Below are 23515 nucleotides of genomic sequence, written 5' to 3' on the forward strand. Positions count from 1 at the left end.
ATGTGAGCAGCGCGAAATTCACGGATAAGCGCGATTCTCGGATACCCAAAGATTTTTAGCACGGCAAAACCAAAAACCACCTCAAGGAGGGACAACATGATTCGATGTTTATTTCGAGCCGTCTGGGACGGAGAAGGCAGTCCGAGCTCTTTTTTTCGAGCCCAGGAACGAGAGCATTCGCTTGCTGATGCGATGGAGCGGCTTCAGGTCGCCAATCTAAGCCTATTTGCCGATCAAGAACAGCTGTTTCTATATTATGAATGTCTGGACACGCCGATTCTCCCGGAAAGCTTGCTGGATGAAACCGGACAGCGACTTGCAGAATGGCCGGGAGGCGCACCGGGGAGACGCTGGGTACCGATGACTGATATTTTTCATTACCAGCACCCTGTGTCGAATTCGCAGTGGGCCCGTCTCTATAAGGAACGCACGCCTTATGGAAGAATTGCTCTGCTAAAGCCGGAGCAGACGGCAAGCTATGTATATTATCACTACCAATACCAGGAGGAAAAGCCGGGGGACGGCGATAAGTACGGCATGATCGGCATGCACGAGAACGTTTTGTTTTTCTACTCGGAGCTTCCGGAGACGCTCATGCCTGCGCCCTATGAGGGCCGGTTGAAAACGTCGTTGAAGCCTGAAAATTGGGCAGAGGTGATGGAGCCTCATTTTATCAAGTGGAAGGGGGCTCCTGACGGGCAGGACATTTGGCGCAAGCTGATGCTTGTGCTAGAAGTGCGCTGCCCGGCCGAAAGAAGGGGTGCACAACATGCGTAACTCGCTATGTCTGAACGGAGATTGGGATTTCATGCCGCTGTATGATCATCCCCGGTGCCGAAGCCTGCCGGAAAACATCGTATACGATCAGCATAAAGTTCAGGTCCCATCCAGCTGGAGGCGGACCTACAAGCAGGGATTCGGCCGGTCATTCGGAGACATTCCCGAACATGAATACGTCCCGATGGATCTGTACGATTATCCGAAGGAATGGGACGCCGCCGAGGCGGGCGTGCTGCACCGGAGCTTCCGGCTTCCAGACCACATGGCCGGACAGCGAATCGTGCTGCGGCTGGACGGCATTATGCAAAAGGCCGTTATCTATTTGGACCGGGAGGAAATCGCCGTATGGGAGGACGGCTACCTGCCGCTCAGGCTGGATATTACGTCCCGGGTGCAGACGGATCGTGAACACCACCTGCACGTCGTTTGCGGGAGCTTTGATCGCGTGACCCTTCCGTCCGGATCGCAAAAAGTGACCGGCCTTACCGGTTCCTGGTTCGGCACCGTTTGCCGCGGCATTTGGCAGGATGTTTACTTGGAGAGCTATCCGGAATTATCTCTGGAAGACGTCACCATCCGCACGTCTGTCCGGGATGGGAAACTGGAAGTGCAAGCGATTGCCGGAGGAGCTTCCACCGAGATAGAGCACAATTCGGTAGAAATGGAGCAGAATACGGTTCAGGTCAGGCTTGTCGTACGGGAGCTTGGCGTGCTGAACGGGAATGAGCATCATGTGGAGTATGCCCAAGCATCCTTGACTCATCCGGCTCCAAATCCGGTTCTTGCAGCGAGTGCAGCGGCCGTTCCTGTTGACGGTGCCGTTATTCAGCTGCCAAGGCTGTGCGAAAACGAGCGGGACGGGGTAGCATACCGTGCCTCCTTCATACTGGATTGGACGGACGCCCATCAGTGGAGTCCGGATTCCCCATTCCTCTATCGGGCGAAGCTTGAGCTGCTAGTGGATGAGCGGGTCATCGACCGCTGTCATATTACGTTCGGGTTCCGGGAGTTTTGGTGCGAAGGACCGCAGTTTGTCCTGAACGGCATTCCGGTCAATCTGCGCGGAGATTCCTGGCATTTTCAAGGCGGGGTGCAGCAGACGGAAGCCTACATCCGGAACTGGTACCGGATGTGCCGCTCCGTCGGCGTGAACAGCATCCGGCTGCATGCCGAGCCGTACCCTGAGGACTACGTGCGCATCGCCGATGAAGAAGGCATGCTCATCGTGGATGAAACCGCGATATACGGCTCGGGCAAATCGATGCAGTCAGACCATCCGGCTTACCTGGAAAACTGCCGGAACCATGTCCGCCGCCTTGTGCAGCGGGACAAAAACCACCCGTCCGTCATCTTGTGGAGCGTACAGAATGAGATGCGCTGGGTCGACGGGCGCGACGGTTTAAAAACGCATATTCCCGGCCTGATGGCCGCCATCCGCGAGCTGGATCCGACGCGGCCGATTCTTGCTGAAGGAGACAACCGTCTTCTATCGAAAGAAGATACGGAGGTGGAGAGCCGCCATTACAATATCGACGGCACGATCGGCCAGTGGGACCGTGACGTTCCGCTGACGTTCGGCGAGCATGGCGGGTGGTGGTACATCTGCCCGCAGAACAGCAGTATGTATGTCGGACTGCGAGCCTACTGCGGGACAGATGAGAGCACGGCCGGACTTGCCGAGAAGGAGCGGCTGTTTGTGGAATACGCTCGGCGCCAGGGCGTATCCGGCATTTCGACCTTTAACTTTGCGCATTATTTCATGCGGGCTATGCCTGACCGCGACGTAATTTTACCGCCAACCGGTCCCGGCGAGCTTTGCCAGCCCGGCGTCAAGCCGAAGCGGATCCCTGCCTATTCACTGACCTTGAACAACGGTCTGCTGCCTGAAGAGTATCCGGCTTATTCTCCAAATCCGGCCTTTGCCATCATGGCCAGCGCATTCAAGCCGGCCACCATCATCGCGGCCGAATACAATCACTGTTTTTACGATGATGCACCGGTTCACCGCAGCTTCGACGTGTACAACGATACGCTTGCCGCACAGGACGTCCGGGTGGAATGCAGGATCAGGCAGGGAGGGAGGCTGGTTCACGAGCAAAGCTTTGACTTCCGCCAAGCTCCGGCTGAGCACCAAATCATCTCGCTGCAATGGACCCCGGAATCTGTGGATGCAGAAGAACGGGCTGAGCTAACCGCGCAGCTGCTGCATGACGGGCAGCTTGTGCATGAGCTGCGTATCGAATACAGACTGGTATCAGCCCGGCTGCGCAGCGAAGCGGTAGAAGTCGGCCGGGAAGCATTCTTTTGGGGGCCGGCCGGCGAATATGACATGATCTGCCGGATGATCCCTGAATGCGCAGTAATAGAGCGGGAAAGCTTGGCCGGACTGCCGGCGGACAGCTTACTCATCATCGGCACCTATGCCGAGGATGCGGACGGCGGGCTGGAGGCGCTGCTGAAGGCATTCGTGGAACGCGGCGGCCGTCTCATTCTGCTGGAGCAAAACCAGCTGTCGCTCGGCAAGCTGACGCTGTCGCGCAGGCCATTCATCCGCGCCCATGCAGGAAGCTACTGCCATCCGGTTCTGAAGGGAATCGGCGATGAGGATTTAATGTTCTGGCATGAGGAGCTGCGGGAAGAAGGACCGCTGCCGATCATTCATGCGGCCTTTGAAAAGTCGGTCATCGGCGACTTTACGCTGCTGCTCGAATGCGGTGCAGGCGATTTCGGAGACGGTGGAGACTTGTGGTCACCGCTGCTGGAATACCGCAGCGGCACAGGCATGTTTATCGCGAGCCAGCTCGATCTGATGGCGAATGTCGCGCGCGTTCCGCAGGCCTGCCTGCTGCTGCGGAACCTGATCGCCTACGCCGGGCGAGCCGATGTCGCGGGCGCAGGCGAAACCGCCCGCACGGCCGCGCTGGTACGCGCCGGCGGAGCGGCCGCAGCTTTCCTCGACAAGCTGCGGCTGAACTACACGGCGCTTGGCGAAGCAGCGCCGCTTCTCGCGTCGGCGGGCACTGCCGCCGCGCCAGGGGGGCCGGCGCAGGGCATCGCCCCGGCGCCGGACGCAGGCGGGCATAGCCGGCATGCCGCCATGCCGCCTGGGCAGGACTTCGGCCTGCTGGTGGCCGAAGCCTGCCTGCTTGAGGCGCCGGGCGCGGCCGAGGCCGTCCGGCGCCACGCCGAAGCCGGCGGACGCGTGCTCGTCCTGCCGGCGGAAGCCCCGCAGCAGGCGGCGCTGGCGCGCCTGCTGGACCGCCCCGTGCGGGTAGCGCCGCACGAGGCGTATCACTTGGCGGCGGATGACGGCGCCGCCATGCGCGGCATCAGCCCGGTTGACCTGTTCGGTTACGACAAGGTATTCTTGTCGCCGCGCGACGTGGTCAACCGGGTGCTGGCCAGCCACAAGATCGAAGCACCCGGAACGGAGGTGCTGTGCCGCAGCGTGGAAGGCACCGCCTGGAAGGACTACTTCGTGAACGGCTACACGGCGGAGTACAGCCGTTTGGCGCTGGTGGAACTGAATCGCGTTAAGGCCGTGCCCGCAGGGGCATTCGTGATCGAAGCCAAGATTGGCGATGGAAGCGTGGTATGCTCTCAGCTGCTGCCCGATCCCGGCAGCGACAAGGCGCTGCGCCTGTATTCGCGCCTGCTCGCCAATCTCGGAGCTGCCTTCGATGACGGCTTGCTTACGAGCGAGAAGGGAGATGCACAGTGGGCTGTGGAAGCGGTGATGGCCCTGCCTTGTCCGCCGCATGTCGATTACGAAGCGATGAAAGCTTATCACGCGGACCCCGAATTTTCGTTGAACAATTTGGGCGAAGGCTTGTACGGATGGATGCAGAAGAAGGAACGGCGCCCGGATGACGGCATGCTTCGCATAGCGGACGCTGGAGACACGCCATGGTTCCTCAGCTGTTTCATCCTGGTGTCCGGGAAGGAAAACGAGATGCGGCAGGGGAAGCTGCGGATCAACACCGAGGCGTGGTTCGAGATTTATATAAACGGGGAAAAGGTCTCGAGGCCTGAGCAGGAAATCATCCTGAAGGGCGGGCTGAACCGGTTCATCGCCATCGTTCGCGGGACAGCGGGAGACCTTCTTTTCGGCATGACCTTCCTGAATCGGGACGGTACGTACATGAAGGATCTGGCGTTCCGCCTGACGCTGGACGAAGTCGAGCCGAAATAGGCAGGTACGCAGGCGTGCTGCCGAATAGGTTTAACTGCATCTTTATAGGGGGCTTCATCCCATAGATCCAACACAGAGACCCTATTTCATCATTTTTCAGGAGGTTGTTATGAACTGGAGCGCAACGATCGAGCAAACGCTGTTAACCACGAAAGCCAACATCGCCCGCTTTCAAGGCCAATTTCCGCATGTCAGCCACGGAGATGGCAAATATCAGCTGGTGAATCATACCGATTGGACGGAAGGCTTCTGGGCCGGCATTTTATGGTTGAGTTACGAATACGGTAAAGATCCGGATATCCACCAAGCAGCGGTCCAAAGTGTCCGTTCTTTTCAGGAGAGGCTGCAGCAGGAAAGTCACTTGCAGCACCACGATATCGGCTTCCTGTATTCTCTGTCCGCCATTGCAGGCTGGATTGTCGAGCAGAATGAAGATGCCCGGCAAACAGCCTTGCAAGCAGCCGACCTGCTCTTAAAACGATGGAGGCCATCCGCACAAATCATTCAGGCGTGGGGTCCGGAAGGGGACCCGGAAAACGGCGGGCGCATCATCATCGACTGCCTGATGAATCTTCCGCTTCTGTATTGGGCGTCCGAGCAGACCGGGGACCCTCACTATGCCGAGATCGCCCGCATTCATGCGGACAAGAGCCGGAGATTTCTCGTAAGGGGGGACGGATCATCATACCATACGTTCTACTTCGATCCGCAAACGGGTGATTCGATCCGCGGGGGTACGCATCAGGGCTTCAGGGACGGTTCCACCTGGTCTCGCGGGCAGGCTTGGGGCATTTACGGTTTCGCGCTTGCCTATCGTTATTTGAAGGAGCCGTATTTCTTAGACACGGCTAAGCAGCTGGCACGGTATTTTATAGATCACGTACCGGAGGATCTTGTGGCTTATTGGGATTTTGACGCCCCGCAGCAGCAGGGTGAACCGAGGGACAGCTCTGCTTCGGCCATTGCGGCATGCGGAATGCTGGAGCTGGCTGAGCATCTGGATGCTTCGGATCCTGAGCGTGCATCTTTTCAGGAGTTTGCGGAGCAGTCCGTCGTCTCGATGGCTAACAGTTACTTTACGACCGGCAGCACGGAGGAAGAGGGGTTCCTGCGGCATGGCTCCTACTTTGTCAGAGGGGGAATTTCGCCGGATGATTTCGTCATTTGGGGCGATTATTTTTTCCTTGAAGCACTGATGCGTCTGGATGGCCGCTCGCCCGGGTATTGGTACGAAAGGTCGCTCTAAACGCTGGGTCGAAATCAATGTAAACGATAATGGAGTACGATCTAAGGTGGCGGCCATTGTGCCGCCATTTGCCATTGTTCATGCTGTTCCTGTTTCCGCTGAACGACAAAAGTTCGCTGAGATAGACTGCTGAGCACAAAAAGAAGGGACACGTTAAAGAACGTATCCCCCCTCCCGTCTACCAAACTCAGACGTATGGCATACCCGAAACGATCCTCGAAATGATTCCTTGTTCAGTCTCAGCCTTTTCCTTTCAAACCAATGTGCCGCTCAACCCTTTCACCCAGCTCCGGAGATGCTTCGTACAAGTAACTTAATACGATCCGCTGCGTTTCATGGGATATTCCTTTTAAATCAGCTGCTAGGTTATCCACCAAGTGCTCCTGCTGTACTGGTGAAATGGCGCGGTAAAACTCCCCGGCCTGGGTGAAATTATCCGGTTTGGAGATGTCGGTCCGTTCGAGCTTGCCCTCCACGTATCTGCCATTTCCGCTGGTCACCAGGGAAGCCGGAGACCAATTCTCCTGGTGATTGATCGGTATGCTGCGAAAGCTAGGGCCTAACCGCCTGCGCTGGGAATCCCAGTAAATGTTGGCGCGGCCCTGCAGCATTTTATCATCCGACAATTCGGCTCCCTCCAACAGATTGGACGGGGAAAAGGCAATCTTTTCGACCTGTCCCATATAATTGTCCGTGTTACGATTCAATACGAGGCGGCCGACCGGACGAAGAGGGTACTGCTGCTGGTCCCATACTTTGGTATCATCCAACGGGTCGAACGGAAGATGCGCCGCATCATCGGGATTCATCAGCTGCACATACAGCCCGTACTCCACGGTCTTGCCTGCGGCAATGGTATCGTACAGATCCTGACCGGCAATATCCGGGTTCTCACCCGCCAGCCGGGCTGCTTCCTGCCGATCGATGTACTGCTCGCCGGCTAATGGCATCCAGTGGTATTTTACATAAAAACGCATGCCCTTTGCATTTTTCCACACGTAAGTGCTCACGCTGTGACCCTTGATATGACGGAGACTCTTCACCGTGCCCACGTCCGAGTAGAGCCAAACGAGGAAATGGGTGGATTCCGGCGCCCTGGCTACAAAGCTCCAGAAGCGTTCGGGATCGATCAGGTTGTTTTTCGGCGAGGGAAGAAAGGCCTTGATCGATTCCGGGAATCGGACGGCATCTCGAACCAAAAAGACGGGGATATGATTGCATAACAAATCAAATACCCCCTGTTCAGTGTAAAACTTGGTGGAAAACCCGCGTACATTGCGCGAAGTATCCGGTGTGCCTTTATTGCTGACCGCGAGGGAAAAGCGAACCGTGACGGGAACCTGCTGACCGGGCGTCTGCAAAAAGCTGAGCATCGTATAGTCGGTCATGGAATGCACTGTCTCAAAATAACCGAATGCGCCAAAGCCTTTTACGTGGACGGGACGCTCAATGATTTTGCTATGTACAAAGGTTTCCAGCGTTTCATGCAAAATGTTATCCTGTTCCAGGACAGGCCCACGTTCGCCAACCGTCTGCGAGTGCATCGCGGCCGGCAGATCCTCTGCCCATGGTAAGGACTGGTTAACGCTATGCGGCCTGTCGTTCCCCTGATTTGGAACCGCTGAATTGGGTTCACGGTTCGCTGTATTGCCAGTCTGAGGGGCAGCACCGTTGTGATGGGAATCGTTCATTCCTTAACCTCCATATTCATGACTTCTCTCCTATATGGTTTATGCGGACTACCAATGAAAATATGAGTGGACATCCATATGTCACTGCAGGTTTCGCGGCGCTGTGTATCGAAATATAGTCGCTTATAGGTTAGCTGGAATGTCATAAATAAGCCTCTCAAAAGAAACTTTATAAATTATTATCAAGGGTGGGGAATGAAATAACATGATGATATCTTTTGAGACCGGTACAAATACATTTCAGTTTAGGGCTGCTTGCATTATCCTCCATAGAGATAAGATACTGATGCAAAGAGCAGAACATAATCAATTGTGGTTTATACCCGGCCGGCGGCAGAGTGGAATTCGGTGAAACCACAGAGGAAACGATAGAACGTGAAATGATGGAAGAATATGGGGCACCAATCTATGACCGTAAGCTTTTATGGATAATCGAAAATTTTATAGACTTTCCGGATCGTAAGGTTCACGAGCTGGGGATGTTTTTTCTTGTGAATTTGCCAAGAGATCATTCCATATATCATCATGTTGAAGAATTTCAAGGCATGGAAGATGGATTTGTCAACCGGTGGATCGATATCGATGAACTTGATCAGTATACCGTCATTCCTGAATTTGTTGCTTCGGAAATCAGACATTTAGATCATACGACAGGGGTCAAACATATTAAAAATAGAGCCGTCAGATAGATCGGAGGGAGAACATATTATGATCCGTGAAGCGGAATCCAAAGATAGGGAACAACTGAGTAACTTGTACAGAATGCTGGTGCCGAACAGCAAGAAAATGAATGTGCTGGAAGACCAGATCGAAAAAATCAGAATGGATCCCGCCAATTTTCTGCTGGTCTATGAAGAGGAAGGGGCATTGCTAGGAACGCTTACGCTGAACATCTGTCTTCAAGCCATGCATGGGACCCTGCCCTATGGATTGATCGAGAACATCGTCGTTCATGAGGACCACCGCAGCAAGAATATCGGCCAATCCCTTCTGAAATATGCCGAAGAACATTGCAGATCACTGCATTGTCACAAAATCATGCTGCTCAGCCATTCCAAACGAGTCCGGGCCCATCAATTTTTCGAACGCGAAGGATATGACGGCTCTGTCAGCAAAGGCTTTAAAAAATATTTGTAACAGTACATTCAGGAAAACCTAAAGATCAGCCCGAATTTCCTCTGTAAGAGAAGTGTTCGCTATAATGGGGTAACAGGCATCAAGAAAGGAATGTAATTATGAAGAAATATATCATCATCGGATCAGGCATCCTGGGAGCATCGACGGCTTATCAGCTGGCAAAAATGGGCGCGGACGTCCTTCTCATCGACCGTAAAGATCCAGGACAGGCGACGGATGCCGCCGCGGGCATCATTTGCCCATGGCTGTCGCAGCGCCGTAATCAGGCCTGGTACCGGCTCGCCAAGGCAGGGGCGGCTTTTTATCCCGGGTTAATCGAGGAATTGGAAGCGGAAGGCGAGACTCAGACGGGCTATGCGAAGGTTGGTGCCCTCAGCGTCCACCAGGACCCGGAGAAAATCCGGAAGATGGAGGAGCGGGCTTTGCAGCGCAAAGCGGATGCGCCAGAAATCGGCGGTATTACCCGGCTTTCGGAAGAAGAAACCCATCAATGCTTTCCGCTGCTGGAGAGGGGCTATCAATCGGTTCGGATCAGCGGCGCCGCCCGGGTCGACGGCCGTGCCCTGCGTGACGCTTTGATTCGGTCTGCCCAAAGGCACGGGGCCGTTGTGATTCACGGGGATGCGAAGCTTCTGGCGGACGGGAACCGGGTGAGCGGAGTATCGGTCGGACCCGACGAATATGCGGCGGACCGCACGATCATCTGTGCAGGTGCATGGGCGGGACAGCTCCTGCAGCCGCTCGGTGTCCGCTTTAACGTCCGTTACCAAAAGGCGCAAATCATGCATCTCCAGCTCGAGAATCATGAGGATACAGGCACATGGCCAGTCGTCATGCCTCCTTCGGATCAGTATTTGCTTGCTTTCGACGAGCAGAAGATCGTGATCGGGGCAACTCATGAAAATGACGTGGAAGGCTACGATATAAGAACGACGGCAGGCGGCATGCAGGAGATTTTGAATAAAGGATTAACCATGGCGCCCGGATTGGCGGACGGCACCTTTCAGGAAGTCAGGGTCGGCTTCCGCCCGTTTACATCCGACTTTTTGCCGGTGCTTGGTGCCGTTCCGGGCTGGAGTGGCCTGCTCGCGGCGAACGGGCTCGGTGCATCCGGCTTGACGATGGGGCCTTTTATCGGCTATCAGTTAGCTAAGCTGGCGCAAGGCGTGGAGCTTGATATCGACATACACGATTACGATATCCGCAAAGCCATTGATGAGGGTTCGTTAACCGAATCGTAACCCGAACGTAACCCTTCATGGAGCGCCATTCTTCTACAATAGAAATGACATCTATACATATAAATACGTCTCCAATGGCGTATATAAAGGAGAATGATCCATGAAGAAACGGTTGAAGGTGTTCATTGCGGCGAGTTCGGCATTTGTCATTCTGTCGGGCTCTGCGCTGGCGGTGTCGGCCGGGCCGCGGATTTTTATCAATGGGGCGGAGTTCGCCAATACTTTTATGAAATTGAAAATCGAAAACGGAACCGCCATGGTCTCGCTGCGGGCCATCGTGGAGCAGCTGAAAGGCGAAGTGGAGTACAAGAGCGACGGCATTCATGTGTCATTGCCCGAGGCGAGCAAGCTCTCCCAGCAGGTGAGCGGCTTCATGAACGCCTTGCAGGCCGATACGCCGGAAGATGCCGCCAAGACCTGGATCCGCGGTGTCCAGAAGCGCAGCGGACCGATGCAGTACGCGGTGATGACTCCCGCGCTGCAGGCCAAAACCAAACAGCAGTTTGAGGACAATTTCTGGGTTACCGGGGGTTCCAGTCCTCATATGGGCACGGTCACCAATACGACTACCAAGACATTGTCGGACGGCAAAGTGCAAATCTCCTTCGATTACCCGCTGGTGACTTCCGCAGGCGTGGAAGGCACAGGCAAAGCAATGCTCACGATTGAGAAGGGTTTTGGACCTGCTGATGACCAATGGGCGATCTCGTCCATTTGGCTGAAAGATCCCGGAGATACCGGGCTCATGATCGGCGTGGATTAGTTTTTTTTCGAAAGCTCGCTTGATAGCGGGCTTTTTTTCTTGGTTTATCGTTTGCCCAGCAACCAATAAACATCGTCTTATTTCCCATTAAACTGCATAAAATCCGGCTATTTTTCCCATCGTAAGAACATATTCAAACATGTCGGATTCTTAAGCAGGAGGCAAAAGATGGCGCAGCAGCAGGAACGGGAGCTTTGGCTGGCACTCATCAAAAAGGGAAACAAATCATCGGCGATCGCTATGCTCGGCAATGCGGTCATCGCTGCAGCCAAAGGGGTGGGGGCCGCTTTGAGCGGCAGCGGGGCGATGTTTGCATCGGCGATGCACTCGCTTGCGGACTGTGTAAACCAAGGGTTTGTGTTTGCCGGAAGCGTGCTTGCGGAAAGAAAGCCCAACCGTAAATTTCCGACCGGATTCGGCCGGGTGATCAACATTTTCTGCATGGTCGCCGTCATTGTGGTGACGATTATGGCTTATGAAACGATTCGGGAAGGATGGCATTTGATTCATCATCCGGCCAAAGCGGGCGGAGCTTTTTGGATTAACGTGGGTGCGCTTATTCTGAACCTGGTGATCGATGGCGCGATTTTATTTAAGGTGATGAAGGAAATTGCCCGAGAAGCAAGGATTGAGGCCTCCGGGATCTCACTCATCCCTATGTCCTTCAAGCATGTATCACGCTCAGCACCTCCGACGCGGCTGGTCTTTTATGAGGATTTGGTAGCGGTCACCGGTGCGTTTCTGGCTCTTGTCGCTGTTGTCGTCACGACATTTACAGCCTTTAAAGCACTGGACGGCATCGTGACCGTCATCATCGGGGTGTTGATGGTGGCCGTGGCTTTTCGTGTAGGCTATGATAATATGGTCGGACTAATCGGTGTGGCTGCGCCGCGCGACGTGGCGGAGAAGGTGTCCTCCATCATCTTGTCCGATCAGGACGTCACCGACATCAACGGTCTGCGGATTATCCAGGAAGGCCGATACTATCATGTGGATACGATGATCGAACTTCGGAGCGGCCTGTCGCTGGCCGATGCCGATGATATTAAGTTCCGCGTCCAGGACCAGCTCAGCTCGGATCCGGATATATCGGATGTCGTATTGGGCATCATCGAAGATAACGGTGTGAAAAATTGGACGCCGGAGCATTTGAATGAGTTTTCGTAATCGCTAGAATTAAGATATTTGAAAAGTCCGCAGAATGCGGGCTTTTTTGTATTGGGCTGCACGAATCCGGATGGATGGCTGGGTGTCAAATGTGCCATATCTTGTGGCTTAAATGTCTAGATCATGCTATTTTCCTGACTTGATCATCAAGGTTTGACTGCAGGCAACCGTTTAGAATATGGACAGAGCCGGGTGAACCCAGAACAAATTGGCGTAACCGCTCTCATAGAGTCAAATGTGGAATCATCACGATTAGGAGCTGAGTATCGATGCAGTATACCAACCCCGTCATTCCAGGGTTTCATCCGGATCCCAGCATCTGCCGGGTCGGTGACGATTATTATCTGGTCACCAGCACATTCGAGTATTTTCCGGGGGTGCCTATTTTTCACAGCAAAGATTTGGTGCATTGGCGGCAAATCGGGCATTGCCTGACGAACGAGCAGCAGCTGCCGCTGGCGGGTGCAGGCAGCTCAGGCGGCATTTACGCGCCAACCCTCCGCTACCATGACGGTATGTTTTATATGACAACGACCAATGTTAGCGGGATCGGGAATTTTTATGTGACCAGTGTGGAAGCAGCCGGACCCTGGTCCGATCCGATACCCGTTGCGCAGGGCGGGATCGATCCATCTTTGTTTTTCGATGAGGACGGCCGTGTGTATTTCCAGTCGACCCGAATGGGAGACGAGGGAGACGGGATTTATCAGTGCGAGATCGATAAGGAAACCGGTGAGATGCTCACAGAAAGCCGCTTGATCTGGCAGGGAACCGGAGGGTCGCATCCCGAGGCGCCGCATCTCTACAAAATCGGGGAGTATTATTACTTGATGATCGCCGAAGGCGGAACGGAGTTCGGACATATGGTGACGATCGCCAGAAGCAACGATCCCTATGGACCTTATGATTCTTGCCCGTATAATCCGATTCTTTCGAACCGGAGCCTGAAGAGCACCATCCATGCTACAGGTCATGCCGATCTGGTACAAGCTCATGATGGAAGCTGGTGGGCGGTTTGTTTGGGGATCCGGCCACCGTCCTATCCGATGCGCCACCACCTCGGCCGGGAAGTGATGCTTGCGCCGGTAACCTGGACGACGGACGGTTGGCCGATCATCGGAGCAGGCGGACACATCGAACCCGTTATGGACTCGCCGAATTTGCCTGCCGTCCGCTGGGACGGTAAGCCGGCAAGGGATGACTTTGACGCCTCACAGCTTCAGCTGGAGTGGACCTTTTTGCGTAATCCCGCTCCTGGTAGCTGGTCTTTGGAGCGGCGGCCAGGGCACCTGGAACTTCGCGGAAATCGGACGACGCTGTCCGACACCGGCTCTCCGGCGTTTGTTGGCCGCCGTCTGTGCCATTTTACCTGCAATATTTCGGCAGCCATGGAATATGAACCAGTCGGAGACGGGGAAGAAGCCGGGTTAACCGTTTATATGAATGAGAAGTATCACTATGATCTTGCCGTTACGTCAAGAAATGGAGTCAAGAAGATACGGCTTCGGCGCACTGTCGGTTCCTTAAGCGTGGAGAAAGAACATGTATGTCCGGCAGGGCCTCTGGAGTTGAAGATCGAGGTACAGCCTGACAAATTTCTGTTTTATTACAGGCAGCCGGGAGCAGAACTGACGGAAATCGGCTGGGGGGAGACCCACCTGCTTTCCACGGAAGTGGCCGGGGGATTCACCGGGGTATTCGTGGCGATGTACGCGGTATCTGCCTATGATGAGCCTGCTCCTGCGTCGTTCGATTGGTTCGAGTATGATCCGGTTGGCTGACGCTGGTGCTCCAGCCCTTACGGCTGCACGCTTTTCCGGAATGCTTTGGGTGTCATGCCGTAAGTTTTTCTAAACTGGCGTGTCAAATAATTGCTGTCGTTATACCCGCATTCGTATGAGATTTCGGTGATCGAAAGGTTCGTCTGCTTGAGCAGGATGCATGCCCGTTCCAGGCGAAGCCGCTGAAGATACGCCATCGGCGACGTCTGATAATATGCCCGAAAGATCCGGTTCAGGTGCCGTACGGAAATCCGGGACTTATCCGCGATTTCTTCCAGGGTCACCGGTTCGAGATAGTGGTCTTCGATATAGGATACTGCATTTGCCAAATGCATCAGATTGCTCTCGACGCCCTGATCCTGGTGCTCATAGAGCCTGGAAAAGTATACGGCAAGCTCCATAAACCGTGACGCCAGCATCGTCTGATAACCTTGGTGCCGATGGTGGTATTCGTCAATCATATCGGAAATGACCGAAGCCATATGTTCGAGATTGGACAGCGGAATATTGAGTTTACTTTCATAAGGATGCAGATGGCGATAAAGCGGTTCCAAAATAAAAAGCGCCTGAAATCCTTGAGAAGCCCTTAAATCCGGGCCGGCATATTTCAGCATATCGGGCTTAAACATGATGTTGCAAATTTTAAAATCGTACGGATCCTTGTAGGCATGCTGCGTGCCGCCATTAATAACAAACACGTTGCCTTTTTTGATAAAAGAAGCCTCGTTGTTGACGATATGCGTAGCATGTCCGTTCAGTACGATCACCAGCTCGCAAAAGTCGATGTGCTTATGCAGCTGCATGTCTTCGTCATGACCTCCATACTGGATGAAAAACGGAAACTGCTCGTCGGTTGTAAACCAGTTTAAATACACGTTGATGCTCATGGAGGATCCCACCCGAAAAAGTATGGTTTGATGTCTATATCATCCTATAACCGCGACTTAAAAATCAAGGTTTGCTTGTAGATTACGAATTACAATTGCTATTAACCAAACCGGAAACCGGTAGAGGAGGGATGTTTTTCAAGGATATTTCCGAAAACGTTTTTACTTCACGCACATACGGAAGGATAACCGGGAGAGCTAAAGTCAATCAGCTTTGCTAAACCCAAAAATGCAAACGCATTCTTAACAGAAATAAGGGGGAACATGACCATGACAGGTACAGTTGGGAAAAAATTCGGGCTGCTTCTTCTCGCCGGCATGCTGTTCATTTCGGCAGGGTGCAGCAGTTCAGGGAATGGCAAGCCAGCCGATTCGGCCGGCAGCACGCAGGACTCCAAAGCGGACGATACGAGCCCGATCACATTTTCGTTTTTTGGGGCGGACGCGAGCCCGAACTGGAACAAAATGCAGGATGAGGTTGGCCAAGAGATCACCAAAAGGACAGGGGTGACCCTGGATGCGGAATACGCCGTATCTGGCGCGGGAGCGGATAAAATATCGCTTATGGCGGCGAGCGGTGATTATCCGGATCTGATTTACGGCAAAGGCGATGTCGACAAATTGGTGGAAGCCGGGGCCATGATCGACTTGACCGATTTGATCGACAAGTATGCACCCAATCTGAAAAAGGTATATGGCAAGTATATGAACCGCCTGCCATACAGCAACGACGACAAATCTATCTATGTCATACCAAGTAACGCGGCTGTTGATCAGCAGGACTTTGACGCCGGCAGCGGCTTTGAAATCCAAAATGCGGTGCTGAAGGAACTGGGTTACCCGAAAGTCAGAACCGTCAAAGATTTTGAAAACGTTCTCCAGCAGTACAAGGATAAGCATCCCACCATTGACGGCAAGCCGACCATTCCGTTAACTTTGGACGCCGATGACTGGAGAATCATGATCACGGTCACGAACCCCGCAGTGTATGCTACCGGACTTAAGGACGACGGTGAATACTACATTAATCCGGACACCTTTGAAGCCAAGCTGCACTATAAGCGGCCGGAGGAAAAGGAATACTTCCGCTGGCTGAACCATATGTACAATGTGGGTCTGCTGGATAAAGAAACGTTTGTCCAAAAGAGCGATCAGTATAAGTCCAAAATCGCCAGCGGCCGCGTCCTCGGCCTGATTGACGCCAAATGGGGATATGCGGATGCGGAGAATGCCCTGAAGTCCAGCGGGAAGGCGGAGCGCACCTACGCCCATTTTCCGGTGACCATGTCGGAAGAGTACAAGGATCATAACTTCCAGGATACCGGATTTATGTCCGGCTGGGGCGTTGGCATTACGACCGCGTGCAAAGATCCCGTACGGGCGATCAAGTTCCTCGACTTCCTTGCATCGGATGAAGGACAGGTCCTGATCAACTGGGGGATTGAAGGCAAGCACTATAATGTGGTGGATGGCAAAAGGGTTATTCCCCAAGAAGTGCTGGATAAGAAAGTGAATGATAATGCCAACTTTACGAAAACCACCGGGATCGGCTTGTACGGAAACATGTCGGCTCACTACGGTGACGGTGTCAAGGACGCCACAGGAAACTACTATACGACGAATTTTCCTGAACAAATTATCGCCTCATACACCAAGCCTGAAAAGGAAACGCTTGAGGCCTACGGAGCAACCACCTGGAAAGACCTGTTCCCATCGAGCAAGGAATTTCCTGTAAAGCCGTGGGGTGCTGCCTGGAATATTGCAGCTCCGCAGGACGGCAATTATAACGTGATTTATCAGAAAACGCAGGATATTATCCGCAAACGGATCCCGGAAGCCGTTCTGGCAAAACCCGAGCAGTTCGATGCGATCTTTGACGGCATGCTGAAGGAGCTCGACGACGCGGGCGCCGTGGAGATGGAAAAGCAATATACGGAGCTGGTCAAAGCGAGAGTGGAGCTGTGGAGCGGTAAATAAACGCGCATAAAAAGATGCACAAAAGGAGTCTTTAGCTCCTTCTGTGCATCTTCTGCGTTTAATAGATTACATATCTGCAATTAACATCTTACATATCTGCGTTTAAAGCCGAGCTGTTGTTTATCCACCGCTTTTTGAATGCTTTCCGAAGCATTTAGGATGCTGCTTTTTTTAGGATCGCGCTTCATTTCTACCGGACCGACTGCTTTTGCAGTCTCGACCGCTTTATCATGAAGCGGCAAATAGGATACGGCAACCGTGTATATAAAATTGTTCATCGCCGATTTTGTGCGTTCCGGAGATTCGTGGATTGTCTTTGCCACCAATTCCAGCATATCCGCGAGTTTGCTTTCGTCAAATTGAGCGTCCGGCCGGCTGCCTAGAAGCCAGCAATAACAGCTCCAGCCCGCCGACATTTTCAGCTCCTCACTGCTTGCGATCCATTGATCGGCGACTTGCTGCGCAATATCGGTTTCCGCCAAGGTTACCGCCACCACGTAATCGGACAGCATATAAAAATAGGCCCCCTGAATCCAACGCTCAAAATCCGCTTCGGTCATCGCTTTCGGATCGGCAATGATGCCGGCAAAGTACATGGCGTCATAGTTTCCTGTGGCGTACAGCTGCTCAGCCAACGATTGATCGATTTTGATCTTCTTGGCCATGGGTTTCATGGCACCTGTCGCTACGCCAAAAAGCGGTTCGTGTGCTCCATTGGACATATACTGCTTCTTGAGCCGTTCCTTGCCGAGAGATTCAAGTTCCTGCATGACCTCGTTAAAATCCATGCATTGACACCTCCTTCTTCAAATTGTTGCCGCATTTATTTTCCGCTTTTGCCGTTCCAAACGAACAGCGAACAGCACTCCACATGGCTCGTCTGAGGAAACATGTCCACGGGCTGGGCCCACTGGAGCTCATAACCGCCGTCGATCAGCACCTTGCTATCTTTTGCCAATGTGGAAGGGTTACAGGATACATACACGAAACGGTTGGGCTTCGTTTTCAGAACGGTTTCCAGGAAGCGGCGGTCTAGTCCGGTTCGCGGCGGGTCGGCGACGATGACGTCCGGGCGAAGTCCCGCTTTGACCCATCGCGGGAGCAAATCCTCCGCTTCGCCTACATGGAAGCTGGCGTTATGACGGCCGTTGCGCTCGGCATTCCGGTTGGCATCCTCAACAGCTTCTGCGATCGTCTCGATCCCACGGACTTCCTTGGCGTGCGGGGCCAGCCAGAGTCCGATCGTGCCGGTGCCGCAGTAAGCATCAATGACCGTCTCGCGGCCGGTCAGGCCGGCAGCTGCCCGGACCGATTCGTACAGCTTCACGGTCTGCTGCGGATTGAGCTGAAAGAACGCTCGCGGCGATAGGGAGAATTCCAAATCGCTCAAGGATTCCTGCATCGAATCGGCCCCCCATATGGTGATGGTCCGGTCTCCGAAGATCAGCGAGGTCCGCTTCGGATTGACGTTCAGGGCGATTCCTGCCAATCCGTCGATAGACAATCTGAGCAGACGGATGAGATCGTCCTGACGCGGAAGGCTGCTGTTTGCGCAAACCAATGTCACCTGCAGCTGGTCGGATTGAAAGCCGTGACGCACCACGATCGTACGCACGCCTTCTTTACTGCCGTTTTCTTTGGCCAGCGGGATGCGCAGTTCTTCCAGCACGGATTTCACTTTCTCCACGGCTTCATTCACCTTTGAATGCTGGATTGGACAGCCGCTGATATCCACGATGCTGTGGCTGTCGGCTTCATACAGCCCCGCTATGATTTCGCCGTTTCGGCGTTCTACTTGCAGCTGGGCTTTGTTGCGGTATCCCCAAGGGTGGTCCATGCCCAGGATCGGCTTCAGCTTGAGCTGGTCGATACCGGCATACCGGTTGAACGCTTCGCGGACAATGTCCGTTTTGGCCTGCAGTTGTCCTTCATACGAGATATGCTGAATCTGGCAGCCGCCGCATACGCCGAAAACCGGGCAGGGAGGTTCAATCCGGTGGGGAGATCGTTTCTCCACCTCTGTAAGCTGCGCTTTGATAAACTTAGGCTGCACTTCGGTTACCTCGGCCTTGACGACTTCACCGGACAGCGCTCCGTCGATAAAAACCGCCTTCCGCCGATAATAACCTACGCCCTCACCGTTAATACCCAAACGTTTGATGGTCACGACGATGCGGTCGCCGGTCCGAAGCTCATCGGCATGATCGCGGGCAGAGCCAGGCGTCTGCTTCATCGGCTCATTTTTGCGAAAGCTTTTGCGAGCAGCTGCATCCTTTCGATATAAATGAGTCCCGGCTTGGGACTGTCGTTTGTTATTGGGATGTTTTCGTTCATTCATGTTCGTTCTACACTCCATCGCTTGTTCTTCGTTTCACTATACCACGCGGCCAGGTAGGAATGCCATGTTCCGCCGCCGGGTTCTGCATTTTTCGTGACATTTCCTGTTGGGCAGCGTTTATATCTTAAAAAGCAGCAGAGGGGACCTGTTTCATATGAAAAAGCTGAAATTATTATTATGGATAACGATGGCCACAACGGGATTAGAAATGATGGGATTTGCGATGAATGAATCTGCACAAGCCGCAGCAGGCCCACCGTCGGTAGCAGTTCAAAATGCAGAATGGAACCAAGGACATCTCCTCGTCCCGGTCCGGCCTCTAATCGAACCGTTGGGAGCCCGTCTAGAATGGTTTCCTGCAGAAAAGGAATTGGTTATCGCAAAAACGATCTTACCATTCGGCTGGCTGCAAATTTCAAGCGGGCCATCGTGGACACCCCATCGAGAGGAGAATTTCCTGAATATCCGGACCTGCCGCATCGCGAGCATGCCGATATGGGAGCTCCCGTCCAAGTGTTGAATGGGAGTGTCTATGTCCCATTAAAATTTGTCGCAGCAGCACTGGGAGCTACAGTTGAGTGGGATGGGCCGTCCAAGCTTGCCACGGCGAAGCTGGAAGGAATCCGGATCCAAATTAAACCGTCACCATCCCCTATTTCTATGCCGGGTACCCAAAAACTGACCTCCGCCCGCATGAAGTTGTTGTCGGATAAGCTAAACGAAGTCCAAAATCTGGACGCCAAATACGTGAGCGCACATTACAAACCCTATTTTACCGAACGCTTCATCCGTACGCTGATTCATGATCAAGGGCTGCAGGCAGCCGGCCGCTATAAAGATCCGGTAACCCTGCCCGAATATACCGGCAAAACTGCCGCCACGTTTACACAATCGGCTCCGTTAGGGAACGGGCTGACGGGAGAGGATCAATACATTGAGGATCGGACCGTTACGCTCATCTGGATAGGAGGGGCTTGGAAGGTGGAGCGCGTCGACATCCGCATAAGAACATTGACGACGGGGTTTGCCGAATACGCACCAATGAATTAGGAACATACGAATCTTTCCTCATCGTGATCAAACGGAAAGTCTTTCTATGAATTCTATATGAAAACGCCTCTAATTATCCGGGTATCTCCTGAAACCGATATGGCTTAAAATACGCCTGAAGGAGATGATAACGATGCCAGCACAGACCGACTATCCATTTCAGAATACATCCTTACCTTTAGAAGAACGAGTGAGAGACCTGGTCTCCCGATTTACACTGGAAGAAAAAGTGGAGCTGATGGTTCAATATCAAGCTGCCGTCGAGCGGCTCGGTGTGAAAGCGTATAAACACGGAACGGAAGCAGCCCACGGCATGGCGTGGCTGGGAGAAGCGACCGGATTTCCGCAGCCGATCGGCCTTGGCTGTACGTGGGACACGGAACTCATGAAACGAATCGGCAGCGTCATCGGTGATGAGGCTAGAGGGTTCTACCGCCGCAATCCCGAAGTAAACGGATTGACCCTGTGGGCTCCGACCGTCGATTTGGAACGCGACCCACGCTGGGGCAGAACAGAAGAAGCCTACGGAGAAGACCCGATCCTGACCGGGAAACTGGCTTCCGCGCTCATTCAGGGCATTCAAGGCGATCATCCTGTATACTTGAAAGCGGTTGCCACTTTGAAGCACTTTATTGCGAATAATAACGAAGTTGGCCGGGGTGACGCTTCGGTCAGCATTGATCCGCGCAACATGCGGGAATATTATTTGAAAGCGTTTGAGATTCCGTTCAAGGAAGGCGGCGCCCAGTCCATGATGACGGCTTACAACGCCATCAACGGCGTGCCGGCGAACCTGAGCCCTGACGTCAAAGCCATCGTCAAAGACGAGTGGGGCATGGACGGTTTTGTTGTAAGCGATGCCTTCGACGTGACTGGTACCGTCCGCGATCATGGATACCTGGATACGTATAAGGAGGCCGTCGCCCGCTCCGTTAAAGATGGCGGGATTGACAGCATCACGGACGATTCGGCTGTGATCAAGGATGCGCTGCGTGAAGCGCTGCGTGAGGGACTGCTGGCCGAGAGCGATCTTGACGCCGCACTGACGAATACCTTCCGGGTCCGCTTCCGGCTCGGCGAATTCGATCCTGAAGAGGGCAACCCGTATGCTGTGATCGATGAATCCGTAATCCTGCGGCCAGAGCATGCGGAGCTGTCCCGGGAAGCCGCCCGTAAGGCAATGGTGCTGCTGAAGAATGACCGTGGGCTTCTCCCGCTCAATGCAGACAAGCTGAACAAAGTGGCCGTGATCGGGCCGCTCGCCGGAATGGTGTACCGGGATTGGTACAGCGGCTCGCTCCCTTATGCCGTCACACCGCTTGAGGGCATCCAAGAGAAGCTTTCCGGGGCAGGAACGAACGGCAAGACATGTTACAGCGGGGGAACGGACCGGATTCGGCTTAAATCCAAAAAGACCGGGCGGTATGTGCGAATTCAGGCCGGAGAAGAGGCTGCGCTGGCTGCAACGACCGAAAATGCTCTGGATGCGTCTGTGTTTGAAATGACGGATTGGGGCTGGGGAAGCCACACCTTGATCGCCGAAGACAATGGCCGCTACCTGACAACTGACGATAAGATCGTTAAAGCGTCGTCCGAACAAATATGGGAGTGGTTTACCAAAGAAGTCTTCCTCATCCATCCTGCCGAGGATGGGCAAGGGTGCGTAACCTTCTCAACATGGAACGGTACACCGGTGACGGTGCATGCCGAATCAGGTCAGCTGCTGGTTGGTGACGGCCAAGCGTCGGAGACTGCGAATGAGATCAACGTTGCAGGTGCTGCCGAGGTATCCGGTGAGGATGCCCCGATCGTCCATGCCGATCTGTTCGAGCTGGAAATCGTCACGGACAAGCTTCAGACTGCCAAAGAAGCAGCAGCGGAAGCGGAGCTGGCGGTTGTGTTCGTCGGCAACCATCCGCTGATTAACGGCAAGGAGACGATCGACCGTCCGGACATTACACTTCCGGAATCGCAGGAGAAGCTGATTCAGGAGGTTTATGCAGCCAATCCGAACACGGTGGTCGTCGTCGTAGGCAGTTACCCGTACGCGCTAAACTGGGTGGACGCGAATGTACCGTCCGTTCTGTACACGTCCCATGCCGGCCAGGAACTGGGTCATGCTTTGGCAGACGTGCTGTTCGGGGACACCAACCCGGCGGGACGACTGAATATGACGTGGTACAAATCCGTCGACCAGCTGCCGGAATTTATGGACTATGATGTCATTAAGCACGGCAGAACGTACCAATACTTCGAGGGCGAGGCTCTGTATCCGTTTGGACACGGCTTGTCCTACACCAGCTTCCGGTACGATGGGCTGCAGCTTGCGAAGGAAAAGCTTACGGCGGGCACGGATCAAACGGTTCGTCTGACATGCAGGGTAACCAACATCGGTGAAGTGGCAGGTGAGGAAGTGGTGCAGCTGTACGGCCGGGCAAATCGGTCCCGCGTCAAGCGTCCGCGCAAGCAGCTGCTTGGATTCCGCAGAGTGATGCTTCAACCGGGTGAGACGGCCGATGTGTCCTTTGAAGTTCCGCTCGATCAGCTGGCGATCTGGGATGTTACCCGCGAGCGCTACTGCATCGAGACCGGCACCTATATGATGATGGCCGGCGCTTCTTCGGAGAACCTGCCGCTGACAGCCGAGCTGGTTGTAGACGGGGAGACCATTCCGCCGCGTGACCTCACGCAATCAACGAAAGCCATCAATTACGACGATTACGAAGGCGTTCTGATTGGTGAGTGTACGGAAGGCGGCAGTGCTGTCGTTGTGAAGGATCAAGCCGGATGGATCGCTTTCAAGGATGCCAAGTTTGAGAGCGGTGTGGATACGCTGCGAATCCGGGCGGCCGGAGCGGGGGATGCCGTCGTTGAAGTGCGGCTGGATCATCCTGAAGGACTGCCTGCAGGCCGCATAACTCTAACTTCAGGCGACTTACAGACATGGCAGGATTATTCCTGCAAGCTGAGCGGAATACACGGAAGTCAGAATGTGTATTTGGTCATTAAAGGACACGTGTCGATCAGCCATTTCCAGTTTTTATGATGGCCGTCAATTCCCGACGTTAATGATTTCATCCATGTATGGACTTGAGTCCGAAAAAATTTCGATTCCATTGGAAATAAACCCGTCTTGTCTGAGACGGGTTTATTTCCTTTTTCGTCGATTCATTATCGTAGTGCTCAATATACTGGTCAATGTTTCCATGCTATAATCGAATCGCCTATCCGAAGCCGAGGGTGCGACATGATTTGATCTGAAGAA

17 protein-coding genes are annotated in these 23515 nt (G+C 53.8%); 13 read left to right on the forward strand and 4 right to left on the reverse strand.

The genetic code is table 11. The features are described from left to right. The first annotated feature begins 96 nt into the window (after nt 1–96). The 3 genes from ABIE48_RS13840 to ABIE48_RS13850 all read left to right on the forward strand — a co-directional run bounded on the left by ABIE48_RS13840 (nt 97) and on the right by ABIE48_RS13850 (nt 6218). Nucleotides 97–777, forward strand: a complete 681-nt coding sequence (locus ABIE48_RS13840) for a hypothetical protein (RefSeq protein ID WP_192714215.1) — start codon at nt 97–99, stop codon at nt 775–777. Continuing rightward, the gene (locus tag ABIE48_RS13845) at nt 770–4972 is read left to right on the forward strand and encodes a glycoside hydrolase family 2 protein (RefSeq protein WP_192714214.1); all 4203 of its coding nucleotides are present in this window, start codon (nt 770–772) and stop codon (nt 4970–4972) included. Before ABIE48_RS13840 ends, ABIE48_RS13845 begins: the two co-directional genes overlap by 8 nt. 109 nt (nt 4973–5081) lie before the next feature. After that, a complete protein-coding gene (locus ABIE48_RS13850) occupies nt 5082–6218 on the forward strand; it encodes a glycoside hydrolase family 88 protein (RefSeq protein ID WP_192714213.1) in 1137 nt (378 codons plus the stop codon). A gap of 239 nt (nt 6219–6457) precedes the next feature. Here ABIE48_RS13850 and ABIE48_RS13855 read toward each other — a convergent pair whose 3' ends face one another. Beyond that, entirely contained in the window at nt 6458–7762 is a 1305-nt protein-coding gene (locus ABIE48_RS13855) for a catalase (protein ID WP_354520631.1), read from the reverse strand. 485 nt (nt 7763–8247) lie between these two features. On the opposite strand from ABIE48_RS13855, the gene ABIE48_RS13860 reads away from it, so the two are divergent. The 6 genes from ABIE48_RS13860 (at nt 8248) to ABIE48_RS13885 (ending at nt 13998) form a co-directional block, all read left to right on the forward strand. After that, nucleotides 8248–8598, forward strand: a complete 351-nt coding sequence (locus tag ABIE48_RS13860) for an NUDIX hydrolase (protein ID WP_192714211.1) — start codon at nt 8248–8250, stop codon at nt 8596–8598. A gap of 19 nt (nt 8599–8617) precedes the next feature. Beyond that, nucleotides 8618–9046: a GNAT family N-acetyltransferase gene (locus ABIE48_RS13865; RefSeq protein ID WP_145157372.1), complete on the forward strand. Its 429-nt coding sequence runs from the start codon at nt 8618–8620 to the stop codon at nt 9044–9046. Nucleotides 9047–9144: 98 nt separating this feature from the next. Beyond that, nucleotides 9145–10287: an NAD(P)/FAD-dependent oxidoreductase gene (locus ABIE48_RS13870; protein WP_192714210.1), complete on the forward strand. Its 1143-nt coding sequence runs from the start codon at nt 9145–9147 to the stop codon at nt 10285–10287. 100 nt (nt 10288–10387) lie between these two features. Beyond that, on the forward strand, nt 10388–11050 hold the full coding sequence (locus ABIE48_RS13875) for a hypothetical protein (RefSeq protein WP_145157374.1): 663 nt from the start codon (nt 10388–10390) through the stop codon (nt 11048–11050). A gap of 168 nt (nt 11051–11218) precedes the next feature. Next, nucleotides 11219–12217, forward strand: a complete 999-nt coding sequence (locus ABIE48_RS13880; protein ID WP_192714209.1) for a cation diffusion facilitator family transporter — start codon at nt 11219–11221, stop codon at nt 12215–12217. Between the two features lie 269 nt (nt 12218–12486). After that, nucleotides 12487–13998 (forward strand): glycoside hydrolase family 43 protein, encoded by a 1512-nt coding sequence (locus ABIE48_RS13885; RefSeq protein ID WP_192714208.1) that lies wholly within the window; start codon nt 12487–12489, stop codon nt 13996–13998. Between the two features lie 17 nt (nt 13999–14015). Here ABIE48_RS13885 and ABIE48_RS13890 read toward each other — a convergent pair whose 3' ends face one another. Continuing rightward, nucleotides 14016–14885, reverse strand: coding sequence for an AraC family transcriptional regulator (locus ABIE48_RS13890; RefSeq protein ID WP_192714207.1), 870 nt, complete (start codon nt 14883–14885; stop codon nt 14016–14018). Between the two features lie 270 nt (nt 14886–15155). On the opposite strand from ABIE48_RS13890, the gene ABIE48_RS13895 reads away from it, so the two are divergent. After that, nucleotides 15156–16862: an ABC transporter substrate-binding protein gene (locus ABIE48_RS13895; protein WP_145019749.1), complete on the forward strand. Its 1707-nt coding sequence runs from the start codon at nt 15156–15158 to the stop codon at nt 16860–16862. Nucleotides 16863–16942: 80 nt separating this feature from the next. On the opposite strand, the gene ABIE48_RS13900 is transcribed toward ABIE48_RS13895, so the two are convergent. Together ABIE48_RS13900 and rlmD are read right to left on the reverse strand one after the other, a co-directional pair. Continuing rightward, nucleotides 16943–17650, reverse strand: a complete 708-nt coding sequence (locus tag ABIE48_RS13900) for a DNA alkylation repair protein (RefSeq protein ID WP_192714206.1) — start codon at nt 17648–17650, stop codon at nt 16943–16945. A gap of 35 nt (nt 17651–17685) precedes the next feature. After that, nucleotides 17686–19095 carry a 23S rRNA (uracil(1939)-C(5))-methyltransferase RlmD gene (gene rlmD / locus ABIE48_RS13905; RefSeq protein WP_192715284.1) on the reverse strand — a complete coding sequence of 470 codons (1410 nt, stop codon included), beginning with the start codon at nt 19093–19095 and terminating at the stop codon, nt 17686–17688. A gap of 259 nt (nt 19096–19354) precedes the next feature. On the opposite strand from rlmD, the gene ABIE48_RS13910 reads away from it, so the two are divergent. The 3 genes from ABIE48_RS13910 to ABIE48_RS13920 all read left to right on the forward strand — a co-directional run bounded on the left by ABIE48_RS13910 (nt 19355) and on the right by ABIE48_RS13920 (nt 23296). Further along, nucleotides 19355–19720 (forward strand): stalk domain-containing protein, encoded by a 366-nt coding sequence (locus ABIE48_RS13910; RefSeq protein ID WP_186325841.1) that lies wholly within the window; start codon nt 19355–19357, stop codon nt 19718–19720. Next, on the forward strand, nt 19714–20250 hold the full coding sequence (locus tag ABIE48_RS13915; RefSeq protein WP_192714205.1) for a stalk domain-containing protein: 537 nt from the start codon (nt 19714–19716) through the stop codon (nt 20248–20250). The genes ABIE48_RS13910 and ABIE48_RS13915 overlap by 7 nt, the downstream gene beginning before the upstream one ends. 133 nt (nt 20251–20383) lie before the next feature. After that, the gene (locus ABIE48_RS13920) at nt 20384–23296 is read left to right on the forward strand and encodes a glycoside hydrolase family 3 C-terminal domain-containing protein (protein ID WP_192714204.1); all 2913 of its coding nucleotides are present in this window, start codon (nt 20384–20386) and stop codon (nt 23294–23296) included. The last annotated feature ends 219 nt before the right edge of the window (nt 23297–23515 follow it).

Source organism: Paenibacillus sp. OAE614, assembly GCF_040546645.1.
In the GTDB taxonomy this organism is placed as follows: Bacteria; Bacillota; Bacilli; order Paenibacillales; family Paenibacillaceae; genus Paenibacillus_AQ; species Paenibacillus_AQ favisporus.

What these genes read in the sequence shown, in the direction of transcription:
- ABIE48_RS13885 (WP_192714208.1), top strand. Translation starts at nt 12,487, where the DNA reads ATGCAGTATACCAACCCCGTCATTCCAGGGTTTCATCCGGATCCCAGC.
- ABIE48_RS13840 (WP_192714215.1), top strand. Translation starts at nt 97, where the DNA reads ATGATTCGATGTTTATTTCGAGCCGTCTGGGACGGAGAAGGCAGTCCG.
- ABIE48_RS13895 (WP_145019749.1), top strand. Translation starts at nt 15,156, where the DNA reads ATGACAGGTACAGTTGGGAAAAAATTCGGGCTGCTTCTTCTCGCCGGC.
- rlmD (WP_192715284.1), bottom strand. Translation starts at nt 19,095, where the DNA reads ATGAAGCAGACGCCTGGCTCTGCCCGCGATCATGCCGATGAGCTTCGG.
- ABIE48_RS13920 (WP_192714204.1), top strand. Translation starts at nt 20,384, where the DNA reads ATGCCAGCACAGACCGACTATCCATTTCAGAATACATCCTTACCTTTA.
- ABIE48_RS13875 (WP_145157374.1), top strand. Translation starts at nt 10,388, where the DNA reads ATGAAGAAACGGTTGAAGGTGTTCATTGCGGCGAGTTCGGCATTTGTC.
- ABIE48_RS13890 (WP_192714207.1), bottom strand. Translation starts at nt 14,885, where the DNA reads ATGAGCATCAACGTGTATTTAAACTGGTTTACAACCGACGAGCAGTTT.
- ABIE48_RS13900 (WP_192714206.1), bottom strand. Translation starts at nt 17,650, where the DNA reads ATGGATTTTAACGAGGTCATGCAGGAACTTGAATCTCTCGGCAAGGAA.
- ABIE48_RS13870 (WP_192714210.1), top strand. Translation starts at nt 9,145, where the DNA reads ATGAAGAAATATATCATCATCGGATCAGGCATCCTGGGAGCATCGACG.
- ABIE48_RS13880 (WP_192714209.1), top strand. Translation starts at nt 11,219, where the DNA reads ATGGCGCAGCAGCAGGAACGGGAGCTTTGGCTGGCACTCATCAAAAAG.
- ABIE48_RS13865 (WP_145157372.1), top strand. Translation starts at nt 8,618, where the DNA reads ATGATCCGTGAAGCGGAATCCAAAGATAGGGAACAACTGAGTAACTTG.
- ABIE48_RS13855 (WP_354520631.1), bottom strand. Translation starts at nt 7,762, where the DNA reads ATGCACTCGCAGACGGTTGGCGAACGTGGGCCTGTCCTGGAACAGGAT.
- ABIE48_RS13845 (WP_192714214.1), top strand. Translation starts at nt 770, where the DNA reads ATGCGTAACTCGCTATGTCTGAACGGAGATTGGGATTTCATGCCGCTG.
- ABIE48_RS13910 (WP_186325841.1), top strand. Translation starts at nt 19,355, where the DNA reads ATGAAAAAGCTGAAATTATTATTATGGATAACGATGGCCACAACGGGA.
- ABIE48_RS13850 (WP_192714213.1), top strand. Translation starts at nt 5,082, where the DNA reads ATGAACTGGAGCGCAACGATCGAGCAAACGCTGTTAACCACGAAAGCC.